The 17,686-nt window shown below is 69.2% G+C and carries 15 protein-coding genes; 10 read left to right on the plus strand and 5 right to left on the minus strand.

All coding sequences use genetic code 11. The features are described 5' to 3' along the window. Positions 1-8 precede the first annotated feature (8 nt). From NS3_RS06885 to NS3_RS06905, 5 genes are all read right to left on the minus strand, one after another. Positions 9-1,151, minus strand: a complete 1,143-nt coding sequence (locus tag NS3_RS06885; protein WP_067855289.1) for an amidohydrolase family protein — start codon at positions 1,149-1,151, stop codon at positions 9-11. After that, on the minus strand, positions 1,145-2,245 hold the full coding sequence (locus NS3_RS06890) for an amidohydrolase family protein (protein ID WP_067855292.1): 1,101 nt from the start codon (positions 2,243-2,245) through the stop codon (positions 1,145-1,147). Before NS3_RS06890 ends, NS3_RS06885 begins: the two co-directional genes overlap by 7 nt. Then, positions 2,245-3,612, minus strand: a complete 1,368-nt coding sequence (locus NS3_RS06895; RefSeq protein ID WP_067855295.1) for a cytochrome P450 — start codon at positions 3,610-3,612, stop codon at positions 2,245-2,247. Before NS3_RS06895 ends, NS3_RS06890 begins: the two co-directional genes overlap by 1 nt. A gap of 127 nt (positions 3,613-3,739) precedes the next feature. Then, positions 3,740-3,940 carry a ferredoxin gene (locus tag NS3_RS06900; RefSeq protein WP_067855298.1) on the minus strand — a complete coding sequence of 67 codons (201 nt, stop codon included), beginning with the start codon at positions 3,938-3,940 and terminating at the stop codon, positions 3,740-3,742. A gap of 14 nt (positions 3,941-3,954) precedes the next feature. Beyond that, a complete protein-coding gene (locus NS3_RS06905; RefSeq protein ID WP_067855301.1) occupies positions 3,955-4,815 on the minus strand; it encodes a mycofactocin-coupled SDR family oxidoreductase in 861 nt (286 codons plus the stop codon). Positions 4,816-4,999: 184 nt separating this feature from the next. Here NS3_RS06905 and NS3_RS06910 point away from each other — a divergent pair, with 184 nt between their 5' ends. From NS3_RS06910 to NS3_RS06955, 10 genes are all read left to right on the plus strand, one after another. Beyond that, positions 5,000-6,574 (plus strand): AMP-binding protein, encoded by a 1,575-nt coding sequence (locus NS3_RS06910; protein ID WP_067855304.1) that lies wholly within the window; start codon positions 5,000-5,002, stop codon positions 6,572-6,574. Between the two features lie 71 nt (positions 6,575-6,645). Further along, positions 6,646-8,298: an FAD-dependent oxidoreductase gene (locus NS3_RS06915; RefSeq protein WP_067855307.1), complete on the plus strand. Its 1,653-nt coding sequence runs from the start codon at positions 6,646-6,648 to the stop codon at positions 8,296-8,298. Between the two features lie 56 nt (positions 8,299-8,354). After that, positions 8,355-9,227, plus strand: coding sequence for an alpha/beta fold hydrolase (locus NS3_RS06920; RefSeq protein WP_067855476.1), 873 nt, complete (start codon positions 8,355-8,357; stop codon positions 9,225-9,227). Beyond that, a complete protein-coding gene (locus NS3_RS06925; RefSeq protein ID WP_084495114.1) occupies positions 9,220-10,986 on the plus strand; it encodes a bifunctional 3-(3-hydroxy-phenyl)propionate/3-hydroxycinnamic acid hydroxylase in 1,767 nt (588 codons plus the stop codon). Before NS3_RS06920 ends, NS3_RS06925 begins: the two co-directional genes overlap by 8 nt. After that, complete coding sequence (locus tag NS3_RS06930; protein WP_067855310.1) at positions 10,943-11,917, plus strand: 3-carboxyethylcatechol 2,3-dioxygenase; 975 nt, start codon at positions 10,943-10,945, stop codon at positions 11,915-11,917. The genes NS3_RS06925 and NS3_RS06930 overlap by 44 nt, the downstream gene beginning before the upstream one ends. Positions 11,918-12,012: 95 nt before the next feature. Continuing rightward, positions 12,013-13,773 (plus strand): FAD-binding protein, encoded by a 1,761-nt coding sequence (locus NS3_RS06935; protein WP_067855482.1) that lies wholly within the window; start codon positions 12,013-12,015, stop codon positions 13,771-13,773. Beyond that, entirely contained in the window at positions 13,770-15,095 is a 1,326-nt protein-coding gene (locus tag NS3_RS06940) for an LLM class flavin-dependent oxidoreductase (protein WP_067855313.1), read from the plus strand. The genes NS3_RS06935 and NS3_RS06940 overlap by 4 nt, the downstream gene beginning before the upstream one ends. A 30-nt stretch (positions 15,096-15,125) precedes the next feature. After that, positions 15,126-15,965: a coniferyl-alcohol dehydrogenase gene (locus NS3_RS06945; RefSeq protein WP_067855316.1), complete on the plus strand. Its 840-nt coding sequence runs from the start codon at positions 15,126-15,128 to the stop codon at positions 15,963-15,965. 17 nt (positions 15,966-15,982) lie between these two features. Next, entirely contained in the window at positions 15,983-16,972 is a 990-nt protein-coding gene (locus NS3_RS06950; protein ID WP_067855319.1) for a cyclase family protein, read from the plus strand. A gap of 27 nt (positions 16,973-16,999) precedes the next feature. After that, positions 17,000-17,617, plus strand: coding sequence for an NADPH-dependent FMN reductase (locus tag NS3_RS06955; RefSeq protein WP_067855485.1), 618 nt, complete (start codon positions 17,000-17,002; stop codon positions 17,615-17,617). The last annotated feature ends 69 nt before the right edge of the window (positions 17,618-17,686 follow it).

Genomic DNA, 17,686 nt, shown 5'->3' on the forward strand with positions numbered 1-17,686 from the left:
TCACTCATTCAGAACACCCGCCGTCGACCGGTGATCGCCGGTACGGTCTCCGGCAGGTGATAGGTCTGAATCCCGTTGAGATACATGACCTTGTCGCGCGCCGCGACCGGCAGATGCTTCACCAGCCAGCGCGGATCGTCGAAGGTCCAGTGCGGATAGTCCGAGGAGTACAGCAGGATCTTGTCCGCCTCCATCCACTCGAACGCCCGGGTCAGTTCGGTCTTGTCCTCCGGGTAGTCCAGCGGCTGGGTGGTGAACTTGATGTGCTCCTTGACGTACTCCGAGGGCTTGCGCTTGATCGTCATCCACTGCTTGCGCGCGGCGTAGATGGCGTCCATCCGCCACATCAGCGGCAGGATCCAGGTGAAGGCGTGCTCGACGAACACGATCCGCAGGGTGGGGAAGCGGTCGAAGACGCCGTCGAAGATCAGGCTCATGATCTGGTTCGCGGCGAGCAGCGAGTAGGTGACCATGAAATCGTGGTTGTAGCTGGGGAATCCGACCGGCGGCATGGGCATGGTCTCGAAGGCGCCGCGGCCGAGATGGCAGCTGACCACGATGTCGTGGCGGGTCGCGGCCTCCCAGATCGGGTAGTACTTGGGGTCGCCCCAGGCCGGGCGCGGCTCGGCCTTGATCAGGATCTGCGACATGAACGGGTGGCCTGCCCAGTGCTCGATCTCGCGGACCGCGCCCGCCGGGTCGTCGACGGCGGCGCAGATGGAGCCGCGCCAGCGCTGATGCCAGTTGTTCTTCGGGTCCAGCCAGTGGTTGGCGAGCCAGTGGTTGATACCGGTGGCCATCGCCTGGGTCGCCTCCGGGATCCTGGCCGCTTTGACGGTCGGTTCCAGGATGGCGATATCCGAGCCCGCCTCCACGATGAGCTGCTGGAACGCCAGTTCCGGTGAGCTGCCGGGGAATTCGCCGTCCTCGGGGAACGAGTCGACCCGCATGGCGTAGGAGTGGGCGTAGTCGGGGGCGTCGTAGATGATGATGTCGCCGACCTTGTGACTACGGAAGTAGGCGCTGCGATACGGCTCGGGGATGTAGTCGACGAGTTCCCCGCGCCGGGGCACGGGGTGCACGTCGGAGTCGACCACCCGTACGGCGATCTGCTGGGGTGCGGGGGCGCGGTGCTGTTCGTGGGTCAGCATGGCCGTCCTTCCTTCGCGGCGGGGATCTCGATCCCGTAGAGGCTCGCGGCGTTGGCCCAGCAGAGCTTGTCGCGTTGCTCGGCAGTCAGTGCCGCGGGCAGTGCTGTGTCGACATCGGCGCAGTGCCAGTGCGGGTAGCTCGAGCCGAACATCACCATGTCTTGTTTGCCGGTGAAGTCCAGCCATTCCGAGGCGAATTCGGCATCGCCGGGACCGTCGATGCTGTTGTGTACGAAGTACACGTGCCCGGGCAGGTAGTCGCCGGGCATCTTCGGCGCCCACGGGGTCTGCTCGAGGTGCGGGCGGCCGAAAGTGTCCATCCGCCAGGTGAACGGGGTCAGCAGATCCGCGCCGCCGTCGGCCCAGACGAACTTCAGGTCGCCGAAGCGCTCGAAGACACCCTCGGCCACCATGTTCATCAGGTGATAGATGTAGTTCAGCGACATGAAGCCGTAGTACTGCTCGTAGCCTCGGGTGTGACCCGACGGCGTCGGCGGGAAGGCGATGGACTCGCCGGTCTCGATGTGCGCGGCGACCGGCAGGCCTGCCTCGGCGGCGGCTTCCCACAGCGGCCAGAACTGCGGTTTGCCGTAGAGCTCACGCGACTGCAGCGGGACGCCGACCTGGACGACCCGGGGATGATCGCCCCAGCGCCGGATCTCGCGCAGCGCGCCGGGGATGTCCTCCGGATTGACGCGGATGGTGCCGCGATAACGCTCGCTGTACTCGCCGGAATCCAGCCAGCGGGTCACCATCATCTCGTTGTGCGCGGCCAGGACCGCCGAGGTGAGGTGCCGGTCGGGCAGCACGCCCCGGGTCATCGGATGCAGGATCGCCACATCCACGCCGCGCTCGCCGAACAACTGCGCACCGGCGAACGCAGGATCACTGCCCGGATAGCGCTTGTCCGGACCGCGCGTCCCGGCGGCGTATTCCCCGCCGGGCGCGCCGTACCAGTCCATCTCGGCGTCGGGGACGCCCCTGCTCTTGAACGGCTCCCGCAGGAACGAGCGCATGTCCCGGTTGGAGGAGAAGAAGATGTGCACGCTGGCGTCGATGACCGGTGTCCGCGTGCCGTCGGGATGGGTCCTCATCAGTCGACGCGGGCGATGTCGGGCCGTTCGGTCACCGGCGCGGCCAAACCCTGTTCGTCGCAGATGCGCTGCAGTTTCTCCAGCGTCTCCTCCAGGCCGGCACCCAATCGCGGACCCGGTGTGAAAGTGGCGGGCAGATGGCGCATGCCCTGGATGACGCCGATCGTGTCGTAGTGCACGGTGCCCTCGGGATCGCAGCGGTAGTCGGGCATGCGATCGAGCACGGCGGTCACCATCGACTTGAACACGGTGCGCGCGACATTCGACCCGATGCAACGGTGCACGCCGAGACCGAAACTGAAGTGCCGGTTGCCCTTGCGGTCCAGCACGACCTCGTTCGGGTCGGGGAAGACCTCCGGGTCGCGGTTGGCCATCGCCCACGACAGCCACAGCCGCTCGCCCTCCTCGAGCACGGTCCCGTTGACCGGACACTCGGCGGCGATGGTGCGACCGTCGCCGGGCGCGGGGGTGAAGTAGCGCAGGAACTCCTCGGTCGCCTGATCGAGCAGGGACTCGCGCTCGCGGCTGAGCACCTCGCGCTGATCGGGGTGCTGGGACAACCATTCCAGCGAATGCGCGGTCAGCGCGGTGGTGGTGTCGAAGCCGCCGCCGATGATGAGACCGAGCATGCCCAGCATCTCCAGGTCGGGGGCGGGCTCGCCGTCGATGCGCAGATCGACCAGCGCCTTGACCAGGCCGGGGCGCGGATTCTCCTTGATCTCCACGAGGCTGGTCAGCAGATCCAGTCCCATCTGGCGGTGCATCTCGGCGACCCGGACGGCGTCGGGAGAGTCCTCCGGGGTGTAGACCGCCGCGTGCACGGGCTCGCTGTAGAGCGACCACTTCTTCAGCGGGATGCCGAGCATGGCCAGGGTCAGCACGGCCGGGACGACATTGGCCAGGTCGTCGACGAAATCGATGCGGCCGGTCTCGATCTTCTCGTCGATGGCGGCGCGGGTGATCTCGTCGATCAGCGGCACCCAGCGGCGCACGGCCGCGGGGGAGAGATAGGGGTTGAGCACCGAGCGGTACTGGCGATGCTCGGGGTCGTCCATCTCCAGCATGCCGCCGCGCACGAGGGCGGCTCGCCGCGCGGTCGGGATGGAGATGCCCTTGTAGCCCTTACGAACTCCGTTGACATCGTGGTCGTTGGAGACGTGCGGGCTGCGGGCGAGTTCGAAGACCACATTGGCGCCCGCGGCGACCCAGTGACCGTCGTAGGTGTCGGTCCACGCGAGGGGGCACTTGGTGTGCATCTCCTCGGTGATCTCCTCGAACCGGTGCCGGTACTCGGGGGTGTGCCGGTCGAAGTGGTAGGCGTGCTGTTGTTTGCGGCCCCGGTCGGCGACCGCATCGTCGATGGTCACGGCTTCAATTCCTCTGGCTATCGGGGGGATACGGTTCGCGACGCATGTGCCGGCGGGCGGCTCATTGCCGTTCGAGCAGGATGATCGCCCGGAGATGCGGTGCGCGACGCATGTGCCGGCGGAAGGGTCATCCCTGGTCGAGCAGGGTGATCGCGCGTTCGGGGCAGGAGCGCGCGGCTTCGCGCACCTTGTCCTCCTGCCCGGGAGCGACATCCTCCGACGCCGGTGTGGCGTGCCCGTCGATGTCGCTGAGTTCGAAGGCATCGGGCGCGCTGATGGCGCAGAGGGTGTGACCCTGACAGCGTTCCGAATCGACTCTGACCTTCACGGAGATTCCTTCGCTCAGATGTGGTAGTCGTACCACTTCAGGTAGCCGCCGCCGTCGACGCGCACCTGCAGGCCGGTGACATAGCGGGCCTCGTCGGAGGCCAGGAAGACGATCGCGTTGCTGATGTCCTCGGGCTCGACGTAGCGGATCGGCATGGCCTGCTGCACGGCGAAGACCGGCTCGGCGTCGGCGCGCGTCGGGTGCTCGAGATCGGGCCGGAACGACCGGTACATCGGCTCGCTCTGCAACATCGGGGTGTTGCAGTTGGTGGGATGTACGACATTGGCGCGCATCCCCCGCGGCGCGAGCTGGCGGCCGAGTTCGTAGACGTAGGCGGTGAGCGCGCGCTTGGAGTGCACGTAGGCCATGCCGCCGGGGTCCTTGCCGGGCTGATCCACCTTGTTGATGTCGATCAACGAGGCGGTCGAGCCGGTGGCGATGATGGACGCGCCCTCGGACAGATGCGGCAGCGCCACCTGGATCGCGTTGATGGTGCCGATGAGATTGGTGTTGATGACGTCGGTCCACGCCTGCATCTGCGGCTCGCCCTTCATCCCGGCGATACCGGCCTGGGCGACGACGATGTCCAGTCGGCCGAGTTCGGCGATGCCGGCCTCCAGCGCGGTCTTCAGCTGTCCGGCATCGCGCACGTCGGCCTTCGCGGTGTAGGCGCGCCTGCCGGTCTTGGCAACCAGATCGGCCGTCTCCTGCAGGTCTTCCGGTGTCGCCAGCGCGTAGCCGACGGTGTCGATGTTCTCGCACAGGTCGACCGCGATGATGTCGGCGCCCTCCTCGGCGAGACGCACTGCGTGACTGCGGCCCTGACCGCGCGCCGCGCCGGTGATGAACGCGACCTTGCCCTCCACACGTCCCACAGCTGCTCCTTCCCTCTGAAATCCTTGCAAGAACAATCCTTGCGATAAATGAGAACGGTACTCTTCGCGCAATGAGCCCGCAAGGATTCCGACACGGCTACTCGCCTGAAATGTCTGGTTCTACCGCGTGCGCACGCTTGAGAATGATGTTTCCGTTAGGTGCTACCGGAAGTGACGGCCGACCATGCGAGTGATTCCGAACGAGTTGCGTGACCGCTATGAGCGCGAGGGGTGGTGGCGCCGCGAAACCCTCGGCGAACTCCTCGCCGGAAGGCTGGCCGAGAACGGCGATCTGGCGTTCCATGTGCACTCGGCCGCGCGACCGTGGGTGGGCACCTTCGCCGAGGTCGAGCTGTCCGCACGGAGGCTGGCCGCCGGTCTGCGCGAGCGTGGCGTGGGCCCGGGCGATGTGATCGCCTTCCGGTTGCCGAATTGGCGGGAAGCGGCGGTGACGTTCTGGGCATCGGCCTTTCTCGGTGCTGTCGTCGTGCCGGTCGTGCACTTCTACGGCCCGAAGGAACTCGCGCACATCCTCGGCGCGGCCCGGCCGAAGGTCTTCGTCACCACCGAGGGGTTGAGCCCCGAGCTGTGCGCGCAGGTGCCGATCGTCGGCACCGTCGACGGCGCCGACGCGAATTTCGAGGAACTGTCGGCCGATCCGCCCATGGCCGGTGTGCTGCCCGCCGATCCGGCCGCCCCCGCGCTCATCGCGTTCACCTCCGGGACGACCAGTGCGCCGAAAGGCGTCGTGCACAGCCACCAGACGCTCGGTTGCGAGGTCAGGCAGCTCGCCGAGCAGAATGCGCTCGACGACGCGGTGCAGCTGACAGCCACACCGGTCGGTCACTTCATCGGCATGGTCGGCGCGTTTCTCATCCCGGTGCTGCACGGCAAGGCGGTGCATCTGATGGACGGGTGGGAGCCCGGACGTGCGCTGGCGTTGATGCGCGAGCACGGTCTCGCCGTCGGCGGCGGTCCGCCGTACTTCGTGACCGGTCTGCTCGAGCATGCCGATTTCACGCCCGACCATCTCGCGAGCGTGAAGTACGTGGGCCTGGGCGGCTCGGCGGTCTCGGTCTCGGTCACCCGCAGGCTCGCCGACCTGGGGCTGGTGCCGTTCCGCGCCTACGGCAGCACCGAACATCCCTCGATCACCGCCTCGCGCTACACCGCCCCGGAGTTCGAGCGGTTGTGCACCGACGGCAGGCCGATGCCCGGTGTGGAGATACGGCTGGCCGAAGACGGCGAAATCCTCAGTCGCGGGCCGGATCTGTGTCTGGGGTACCTCGACGACGAGCAGAACGCGAAGGTCTTCGACGGGCAGGGCTGGTACCGGACCGGCGACATCGGCGTGCTGCACGAGGACGGGCATCTGACGGTCACCGACCGCAAGTCCGATGTGATCATCCGCGGCGGCGAGAACATCGGCGCGCTGGAGGTCGAGGAAGTGCTCACGCTGCTGCCCGCCGTCGCCGAGGCAGTGGTCGTCGCGGTCCCTGATGCGCGCTTCGGCGAGATCGTCGGCGCGGTACTGCGATTGCGGCCCGGTGCGCGCATGCCGACCCGCGGAGAAGTGCGCGAGCACTTCGCGGCGACAGGCGTGGCGCGACAGAAGTGGCCGGAACGGCTGTTCCGGGCGGCGGACTTCCCGCGCACGGCCGGCGGGAAGGTGCGCAAGCATCTGATCCGCAGGGCGATTGCCGCGCAACCATTGCGACATCCGAATTTGGAGAATATCATTCTCCAAACAGGGGAATGAAAATCTCGCAGGTGAGGCCGCTGATCGGCGGGTCCGAAGCCGGTGCGGGGACGGCGGTAAGGGAGCGTGGAGTGCCTTCGCAGTGGGATACCGAAGTCGATGTCGTGGTCCTCGGCAGCGGGGCGGCGGGCCTGACCGCGGCGCTCACCGCAGCCGTGCGCGGGGCCACCGTCGCGGTGTACGAGAAGGCGGCCACGGTGGGTGGGACGAGCGCGGTCTCCGGCGGCATCGCCTGGATTCCGGCGCACGACCGGGCCGACGAGCCGCTGCCGGTCGACGACGCGATGGATTACCTGCGGGCGCAGTCGCACGGGGCCATGGACGAGGCGCTGGTACGCACGTTCGTGGAAACCGGTCCGGCCATGCTCGATTTCGTGGAGGCGCACAGTGGTGTGCGCTTCGCGGTCGCCGACGGCTTCCCCGACTACAAGCCCGAACTGCCCGGCGGCAGGCCGCGCGGCGGTCGCTCGCTCGGCCCGGCCGCGGTCGATCTCGCGACGCTGGGGCCGTGGCGCGACCGGATCACCGCGTTCCCGGCGGACTGGAGCAATGTCGGTTTCGACGCCGAGACGCGCGCCCGGCTGAAGGCGACCATCGGTGACGAGGCCGTGGAACCCTGTGTGGCGGGCGCCGCGCTGATCGCCGGCCTGCTGCGCGGTGTGCTCGATCGAGGCGTGACCCCCGCGACGGGGGCGCGCGCGGTGGAACTGCTCGCCGAGCCCTCCAAGAGTTCCGAGCCCTCCGGGAGTTCCGGGGCCCGCGCGATCACCGGTGTCCGGATCAGCACGGCGGCAGGCGAATTCCGGGTCAGGGCGCGCAACGGCGTGGTGCTGGCGACCGGCGGCTTCGAGTGGGACGAGGGCCTGGTGCAGACCTACCTGCGCGGGCCCATGCGCGGCGCGGTCTCCCCGCCCGGCAATACCGGCGACGGCCTGCGGATGGCGATGGCGCACGGCGCGGAGCTCGGCACGATGAGCGAGGCGTGGTGGGTGCCGGTGGTCCGGATTCCCGGCGACACCATCGACGGGAAGCCGCGCAGCCGCAGTGTGCGCCTGGAACGCACCCGGCCGCGCTCCATCATGGTCAACCGGGCGGGCAAGCGCTTCGCCAACGAGGCCGGTGAGTACAACTCGATGGCCGGGGCCTTCCACTACCTGCACCCCGCACACGGCTATGTCAACGATCCGGCCTGGATGGTGTTCGACTCGGTTCATCTGCAGCGCTACGGATTTCTGGGCGTCGAGCCCGGCGGCGCGGTCCCGGACTGGTTCAACGAATCCGCGAGCCCGGCGGCTCTGGCCGCGAAGACCGGCATCGATCCGGACGGCCTGACCGCCACGGTCGCGCAGTGGAACGGTTACGTCGCCGCGGGCGCCGACCCCGACTTCGGGCGCGGCTCGAGTGCCTATGACGGCTACTGGGGCGATCAGGACGCCGACACCCTCGCGGGCAAGACGCTGGGCCCGCTCACCACCGCGCCGTACTACGCGGTGCCGGTGACGGTGGGCGCGATGGGTACCAAGGGCGGGCCGCGCACCGATCACGACGGCCGGGTCCGCCACGTCGACGGCTCGGTGATTCCGGGGCTGTTCGCGGCGGGCAACGCGATGGCCGGGGTCACCGGCCGCGCCTACGGCGGGGCGGGCGGCACCATCGGGCCCGCGATGGTGTGGGGCTTCCGGGCCGGGCACACCGCCGCCACCGGCAAGTCACCGGATTGCTGACGGCGCGAAATACCCGAGGGCAGAGGGAGAACGAAACGGTGGCGGGAGACGACACGGTGGCCGAGCACGAGAGCATATGGAGCGACCTGCAGGGCGTGGCCTTCGAGCAGGGATACCTGGACGCCGGCGGGGTGCGTACCAGATACCTGCACGCGGGTGCCGCGGACCTGCCGACGCTGGTGCTGCTGCACGGGTCGGGCGGGCACGCCGAGGCGTACGTGCGCAATCTGGCCGCGCACGCCGAGCATTTCTCGACCTGGTCGATCGACATGCTCGGCCACGGATACACCGGCAAACCCGGTCACCTGCTCGAGGTCGCGCACTACGTCGACCATCTCGTCGCCGTCTTCGACGCCATCGGCGCCGAGAGAGTCTGCCTGAGCGGTGAATCGCTGGGCGGCTGGGTCGCGGCGCGCGCGGCCGTCGATCATCCGGACCGCATCGAGCGGCTGGTGCTCAACACCGCGGGCGGCTCGCAGGCCGACCCGGAGGTCATGCAGCGCATCATCACCCTGTCGATGGCCGCGGCCACCGAGCCGACCTGGGCGACCGTGCAGGCCAGGATCAAGTGGCTGATGGCGGACAAGTCCAAGGGCTACGACGACATCGTCGCCAGCAGGCAGCGCATCTACCGGCAGCCGGACTTCGCCGATGCCATGCGCGACATCATGGCCTTGCAGGACCCGCAGATCCGAGCCCGCAACATTCTCGGCCCCGAGGACTACGGCCGCATCACCGCGCCCACGCTGGTGCTGTGGACCAGCGACGACCCGACCGCCGATGTCACCGAGGGCAGGCGCATCGCCTCGATGATCCCGGGCGCGCGCTTCGAGCTGATGACCGGCTGCGGGCACTGGCCGCAGTACGAGGACGCCGAGACCTTCGACGCGCTGCACCTGGACTTCCTGCTGGGCGGTCGCGATGTCTGACCGACACGGCAACGGCAGTCGGCCGGCCGAGCGGGGCGGTGCCGAAGTGGCCGGTGTCCCGGTGGACAGCGCTACCTCCGGCGGCGCCGGAGCGGCCACCGCGGAGCCGGGCGAGGTCGAGGTTGACGTCGTTCTGGTCGGCGCCGGACCGGTGGGTCTGACCCTGGCGAACACCCTCGGCCTGCACGGGATTCGCACGCTCGTGGTCGAGGAGCGTGCGACCCTGATCGACTACCCGCGCGGCGTCGGCCTCGACGACGAATCGCTGCGGACCTTCCAGTCCATCGGCGTGATCGACCGCGTCCTGCCGCACACCACGCCGAACCAGATCATGCGGTTCGTCGACGCCGACCGCCGCCTGCTCGTCGAGATCGCCCCCACCGACACCTCGTTCGGCTGGCCCAAGCGCAACGGCTTCGTCCAGCCGCTCGTGGACGCCGAATTGCTCAGCGCTCTCGAGCGATTCGACAGCGTTCGGGTGCGCTGGGGCGCGACCATGACGGCCTGCCACGACACCGGCGACCACGTCGACGTCGACATCAGCACTGCCGGTGGCGTCGAGACGGTGCGCGCGAAATACGTGGTCGGCTGCGACGGCGGCCGCAGCGTCACCCGCAAGCAGATGGGCGTGAGCTTCGACGGCACCACCTCCTCGACCCGCTGGCTGGTGGTGGACCTGGCAGCCGACCCGCTGGGTCACCCGAATATCGAGGTCGGCGCCGACCCGGCGCGCCCGAACGTCTCGGTGTCGATCGCGCACGGCATCCGCCGCTTCGAGTTCATGATCCACGACGACGAATCCGACGAACTCGCCGAATCCCCGGAGTTCGTGGCGACACTCGTCGCCCCGTTCGTACCGCACCCCGATCGCCTCGAGGTCATCCGCAAGCGCGTCTACACCCACCACTCGCGCATCGCGAGCGCGTTCCGCAAGGGCAGGCTGCTGCTGGCAGGCGACGCGGCACACCTCATGCCGGTCTGGCAGGGCCAGGGCTACAACAGCGGGATCAGGGACGCGGCCAATCTCGGCTGGAAGCTCGCCGCCGTCGCCTCGGGTCGCGCCGGTGACGCGCTGCTGGACTCCTACGACCAGGAGCGCCGCAAGCACGCCCGCGCCATGATCGACCTGTCCACCATGGTCGGCAAGGTCATCTCGCCCACCGACCGCAAGGTGGTGGCGGTGCGTGACGTGCTGGTCCGCGCGGCCGCCGCCATCCCGCCGGTGAAGCGCTATGTGCTCGGCATGCGGTTCAAGCCGATGCCGAAATACGACCGGGGCGCGGTGGTGCACGAATGGTCGCGTTCACCGGTCTCCCCGGTCGGCACGCTGTTCGTCCAGCCGAAGGTCGACACCCGCGACCGCGCCGATGTGCTGCTCGACGACGTGCTCGGCCCGTGGTTCGCGGTGCTGTGCTGGAACAACGATCCGCGCGCCGTCCTCGGTGACGAGAGCTTCGCGCGGTGGAAGGCCGTGGGCGCGCGGTTCGTCGCCGTGCGCCCGTCGTGCCAGTTGCACTGGACCGGCCAGGACCACGAAGACGTGCTCGTCGTCGGCGACCGCACCGGCGCGCTCAAAGCCTGGTTCGACGCCCAGCGCGACTCGGTGTTGTTCCTGCGTCCCGACCGCGCCGTCGCCGGTTCGACCATCGCCCAGCTCGCCCCGGCCCTGAGCGCCGATCTACTGCGCGCGCTCTCGCTGACCACTGGAGGAACCGATGCCGCTGGCCCTGTGCTGCGTCTCGCACAGCCCTCTGCTTGATCTGCCCGGTCCCGAACCGGAGCTGATCACCGACATCGAGGCCGCGCTGACCCGGGCGGCCGATTTCGTGCGCGACTTCGACCCCGACCTGGTCGTCACCTTCGCCCCCGACCACTACAACGGCTTCTTCTACCGCACCATGCCCGCGTTCTGCGTGGGCACCGCCGCGTCCGGCGTCGGCGACTACGGCACGCACGCCGGTCCGCTGGACGTGCCCGCTCGGGTCGCGGGTGAGCTCGCCGAGGCGCTCCTGGAAGCGGGTGTGGACGTGGCGGTCTCGGTCGCGATGGACGTCGACCACGGCACGGTCCAGCCCTTGCAGCGTCTGCTCGGCTCGGCCACCGCGCTGCCGGTCGTGCCGATCTTCGTCAATTCCGTTGCGACGCCGCTGGGTCCGCTGCGCCGGGCCAGGGCGCTCGGGGCGGCGGTGGGCGCGCATCTGTCCTCGCTGGGCAAGCGAGTGCTGGTGATCGGATCGGGCGGACTGTCCCACGACCCGCCGGTCCCGAGACTGGCGACCGCCACCGGCCCGGTCCGCGAACGCATCGTGCACGGCGGGGTCATGTCGCCGGAGCAGCGCACCGCCCGGCAGACGGCGGTCATGCAGGCTGCCTACGAATTCGCCGCGGGCAGAGGCGATCTGCGCGCCCTGAACCCGGCGTGGGACGAGCGCTTCCTCGACCTGCTCGACAGCGGTGACCTGGACGCCTTCGACGACTGGGACAACGCCCGCATCACCGAGGAAGCCGGCAATTCCGCGCACGAGGTGCGCACCTGGATCGCGGCCTTCGCGGCCTTGGCCCAGCAGGGGCCGTATCGCACGACGGTGCGCTACTACCGCGCCGCTCCCGCTCTGATCGCCGGCTTCGCGGTGCGCACCGCGCTGGCTGAGCCGGACGGTGGCGCGGCGGCTACGAGGAGGACACAGTGACATCCGGCCAGAACTCGCGTCCCGAGCCGACAACCCCGCCCGACGCCTCCCGGCCCGAGCTCGCCGCGGCGGCGGCCGGCGACAGGCCCACCGAGATCGAGGTCGACGTCCTGATCGCCGGCTCCGGCGGCGGCGGGCTCACCGCCGCGCTGAAGGCCGAGGCCGAGGGAATGTCGGTGCTGATCATCGAGAAGGGGCCGAGCTACGGCGGGTCCACCGCACTGTCCGGCGGCGGCATCTGGGTGCCGAACGCCCCCGCCCAGCGTCGTGACGGATTCTCCCTCGATCCCGACCAGGTCGTGGAATACCTGAAGACCATCACCGAGGGACTTGTCGGCGAGGAGCGCCTGCGCGCCTATGTCGACAAATCCCCGGAGATGATGGAGTTCCTCGAACAGCGCAGCCGCTGGATGGAATTCGTCTGGAAGCCCGGCTACGCCGACTACTACCCGGAACTGCCCGGCGGCTCCGAACAGGGCAGCACCATCAATGTCCCGCCCATCGACCTGCGCGAACTGGGCGAGGACGAGGAGACTCTGCTCGCACCACTCGCTCTGGCTCCCAGAGGAATCTGGCTGGGCCCCAAGGACCTGCGGCTGTTCTACCAGGTCAGGCAGAACTGGCGTGGCAAAGCGGTGATGCTGAAGCTGATCTGGCGGATGGTGCGCGCACACGTCTTCGGCGATCGCATCGTCACCATCGGCCAGTCCCTGGTGGCTCGGCTGCGCCTGGCGTTGCGCGAACGGGAGGTCCCGCTGTGGCTGAACGCCCCGGTCACCGCCCTGCACGCCGAGGACGGCCGCGTCACCGGCGCGACCGTCGAGCGTGACGGCGAGCCCGTGCTGGTCAGAGCCCGGCGCGGGGTCGTCCTGGCGACCGGCGGTTTCGACCACGACATGGCCTGGCGCAAGGCCGAACAGCCCGTCGTCGACCAGGACTGGAGCTTCGGCAATCCGCTCTCGCTCGGCGACGGCATCCGCCTCGGCCGTGAGGTCGGCGCCGCCACCGATCTGATGGACGAGGCCTGGTGGTTCCCGGCGATCCAATGGCCGGACGGGCGAATGCAATTCATGCTCAACGAGCGTATGATGCCCGCTCAGTTCATGGTCAACGGCGCGGGCGAGCGTTTCATCAACGAGGCCGCCCCGTACATGGACTTCGGGCACGCCATGATCGAGGGCCAGAAGTCCGGCGTCACCCACATCCCGTGCTGGCTGATCACCGACCACCGCTCGTGGAAGCGCTACGTCATCGGCGGCCACCTGCCGCTCCCCAAGATTCCGTTCTCGCCCGTCCCGACCGGTTTCACCGTGCCCGCCGCCTGGCTGGAGTCCGGCGTGGTGAAAGCCGCGAACAGCTGGGACGAACTCGCCGCGCAGATCGAGGTCCCGGCCGACGCGCTGAAGGCCACCGCCGCCCGCTTCAACGAGCTGGCCGAGGCCGGTCACGACGACGACTTCCAGCGCGGCGACAGTGTCTACGACAACTACTACGGCGACCCGACCCTGCCCAATCCGAATCTGTCTCCGATCGGCGCACCGCCCTACTACGCCTTCCGCGTCATCCTCGGCGATCTCGGCACCTCGGGCGGTCTGCGCACCGACGAGCACGCCAGAGTGCTGCGCGCCGACGGCACGGTCATCGAGGGGCTGTACGCCGTCGGCAACACCTCGGCCGCGGTGATGGGCCGCAGTTACGCGGGCGCGGGCGCGACCATCGGCCCCGCCATGACCTTCGGCTACATCGCGGCCGAACACCTGGCGCTCTGCCCACCGGCGGACGCCGACACCGACAGCGCGCGGCCGAGCACCGCGGCGAACCCGGCCACGGCCGATACCCATGGAGGTACCCGATGAAAATTTCCCTCTTCTACGAATTCGCTCTGCCGCGACCGTGGACCGACGACGACGAGTACCAGATGTTCCAGGACGGTCTGGACGAGGTGGAACTCGCCGACAAGGCGGGCTTCTCCACGGTCTGGCTGACCGAGCACCACTTCCTCGAGGAGTACTGTCACTCCACCGCGCCGGAGATGTTCCTGGCCGCGGCCAGCCAGCGCACCGAGAACATCCGGCTCGGCTTCGGCATCATGCACCTGCCGCCGGCGATCAACCATCCCGCGCGCGCCGCCGAACGGGTCGCCACCCTCGACCACCTGTCCAACGGGCGCGTCGAATTCGGCACCGGCGAATCCTCCTCGGTCGGTGAGCTCGGCGGCTTCAACATCGACCCCGCCGACAAGCGCGCGCAGTGGGAAGAGGCGCTGCAGGTCACCGTGCGCTGCATGACCGAGGCGCCGTTCACCGGCTTCAAGGGCAACCACATCGAGATGCCCGCGCGCAACGTCATCCCGAAGCCGCGCCAGACCCCACACCCGCCGCTGTGGGTGGCCTGCACCCGGCCCTCCTCGGTGCAGATGGCGGCTCAGATGGGCATCGGCGCGCTGAGTTTCGCCTACACCGGCCCCGAGGCGCTGGGCGATCGGGTGCGCGGCTACTACCAGGAGTTCGAGGACAAGGCCGCGCCGATGGTGCCGCAGATGAACCCGAACATCCTCGCCATCGGCGGCGACCTGTCGATGATGGTGGCGCCCACCGACGAGCAGGCCATCGAGCGTCTCGGCGTCGGCGGCGGCTTCTTCTCGTTCGGCATCATGCACTACTACATGACCGGCATGCACACCCCCGGCCGGACCCAGGTGTGGCAGACCTACCTGGACGCGGTGAAGGAGGATTCGACCCTCGCCTACGGCCCCGGTCGCGGCGCCATCGGCTCGCCGGACACCGTGCGCGAGTTCCTGCGCGGCTACGAGGCCAGCGGCGTCGACGAGATCATCCTGCTGCTCAACCCGCGCAGTCACGAGGCCACCATGGAATCGCTGGAGATCATGGGCAGGGACGTGCTGCCCGAGTTCATCGAGCGCGACGAGAAGGCCGTGGCGGAGAAGGCGAAGCGCTTGGCCCCGGTCCTGGAGAAGGCCGAGGCCCGGCGCAGGCCGCTGCCCTCCCCGGAGTTCGACGAGGACTACGCCTTCGGCGGCCTGCCGACCGGCCGCGGCGGCACCTTCACCGCCGGCGAGATCCCCGAGGCGATGGCCGAGATCGAAGAGGGCCAGAAGCAGGCGGCGGCGCGCCTGGAAGAACAGCAGCGACTGCTGGAAGAACGCGGCCAGGCCTGAGCCGAGGCCGGACCGGAGAGCGGGGTCGCGATGGAAACCTTCGAGCAGCGTTGCCGTTTCGACGGGCAGCGGGTCGTGGTGACCGGCTGCGCGTCGGGCATCGGCGCGAGCGTGGTCGCCGAGTTGCGTCGTCTGGGCGCGCGGGTCGTGGGACTCGATCTGCGCCGCCCGCACAGGCCGGACGGGCCGGACGAATTCCTCGTGATGGACCAGGGTGACCCCGCCTCCGTCGACGCCGCCGTCGCGCGGATCGGCTCGCCGGTCGACGCGCTGTTCAATGTCGCGGGCGTGTCCTCCGGTATCGGCGACCCGCTGCGGGTGGTAGCGGTGAACTTCCTCGGCATGCGCCAGTTCACCGAGGCGATCGTGGCGGGGATGCAGGCCGGTGCGTCGGTGGTCGGCGTGTCCTCGCTGGCCGCCGCCGCCTACCACGAGAACCGCTGGGAAACACGGGGACTGCTCGACACCGGCTCGTTCGCCGAGGGCGTGGCCTGGTGTCAGGAGAATCCCGAGATCGTCGCCGACGGCGGGGGCTACCGCCTGTCCAAAGAGGCGCTGATCCTCTACACCGCGCGCCGTTCGGTCGGCCTCGCCGCCGCGGGCATCCGGATCAACTGCACCGGTCCCGGCGTCACCGACACCCCCATCCTGGATCAGCTGCGCACCGCGTACGGCTCGCAGTACCTCGACGGCATCCCCCAACCTCTCGGGCGCTCCGCGGACCCGGGCGAGCAGGCGGCCGCGTTGCTTTTCCTCAACAGCCGGGCGGCCGCGTACATCACCGGACAGGTGCTGTGGGTCGACGGCGGCAATCTCGCCGCACGACTGGCGAGCGAACTGGCCGGTCCCGCCCCGGCCACCCGGCAATGACTGGAAGGAACACCGCCGTGGCAACTCTGACCGATTTCCACACCCTCGCCGAGCGCGTCCGCAACTGGGGCCGCTGGGGCGCCGACGACGAGCTCGGCACCCTGAACTTCATCACCCCGGCCAAGATCGCCGGCGCCGCCGGACTCGTCCGCCACGGCAAGGTCTTCCCCCTCGGCATCGACTTCGGCTCCTCGGGCCCGCAGGGCGCCTTCCAGTTCCGCCAGAACCCCACGCACGTGATGACCGTCGACGGCGGCGACGCCCGGACGCTCACCGAGTACGGCCCGAAGTGGCTACGCAACACCGTCGCCGGTGAATTGAGCAGCTTCTTCGCCGACAATCCGTTCCGCTTCAACGACGACCTGCTCATCATGCCGCTGCAGGCCGCCACCCAGTGGGACGCCTTCTCTCACGTCTACTACGGCGACCAGCTCTACAACGGCTTCCCCGCCGACTCGGTGACCAGCCAGGGCGCCTTCCACTGCGGCATCGACAAGGTCGACAGCAAGGGCATCACCAGCCGCGGCGTCCTGTTGGACATGGTGAAATACCGTGGCGCGCAGACCTTCCTGGAGGCGGGCACACCGATCACCTCCGACGAACTCGACGACTGCGCCAAGCGTCAGGGCATCACCATCGAATCCGGCGACATCGTGCTGGTGCGCACCGGCTGGTGGAACCGCTTCCTGGAAGCGCGCGACGGCTCCGAACCGTATTCGGGTCTGGACTGGACCTGCGCGCTGTGGTTGCACGAACACGAGGTCGCCGCCGTCGCCGCCGACAACCTGATGGTCGAGGACCCGACCTCCGGCGTCGAGGGCACCTTCCTGCCCATGCACATGCTGTGTCTGCGCGACATGGGCCTGATGCTCGGCGAGTACTGGGATTTCACCGCCCTGGCCGCCGACTGCGCCGCCGACGGCGTCTACGAATTCCAGCTGATCGCGCCACCCCTGCGGGTGATCGGCGCCGTCGGCTCCCCCATCAACCCCATCGCCATCAAGTAGGTGCGCGCCGAGCAGGAGGGTCCGGCCATGACCGCCACCACCACCAGTGCCACAACCGCGCACGCCGCCGAGGGCGAGCGCGGTCCGTTCGTCGTCGGAATCGGCGGCACGCTGCGCGCGGGCTCGTCCACCGAGCGTGCCCTGCGCGACTGCCTCGCCGCGGTACGCCGCCGCGGCGGACGCACCGCGCTGTTCAGCGGCGAGGACATCAATCTGCCGATGTACAACCCGCACGACACCCACCGCACCGCGGCCGCGCTCGCGCTGGTCGAGGCCCTGCGCGCGGCCGACGCGGTGGTCATCGGGTCTCCCGGCTACCACGGCGGCGTCTCCGGCCTGGTCAAGAACGCGCTGGACTACGTCGAGGACCTGCGCGGCGACGCCACCGTCTACCTGGACAACAAGCCGTGGGGCTGCATCAGCTGCGCCTTCGGCTGGCAGGCCGCCGTGGGCACGCTGGGCCAGCTGCGCGTGATCGGGCACGCCCTGCGCGCCTGGCCGACCCCGCTCGGCGTGGCCATCAACTCCGCCGAACCGGTGTGGGACGCCGAGGGCGTGCTCGTCGACGAGACCACGAGCACCCAGCTCGATCTGCTCGCGGCCCAACTGCTGTCGTTCGTGCCCGCGGGCGGATCGCCGCGATGAGCGCCGAGCCGACGACCGTCGAGGCGCCGCCGTGCGGATCGGCGCCCACCGAAGCGGGGGCCGTCCGGG

Source organism: Nocardia shimofusensis NBRC 100134 (genome assembly GCF_001613125.1).
Classification (GTDB): domain Bacteria; phylum Actinomycetota; class Actinomycetes; order Mycobacteriales; family Mycobacteriaceae; genus Nocardia; species Nocardia shimofusensis.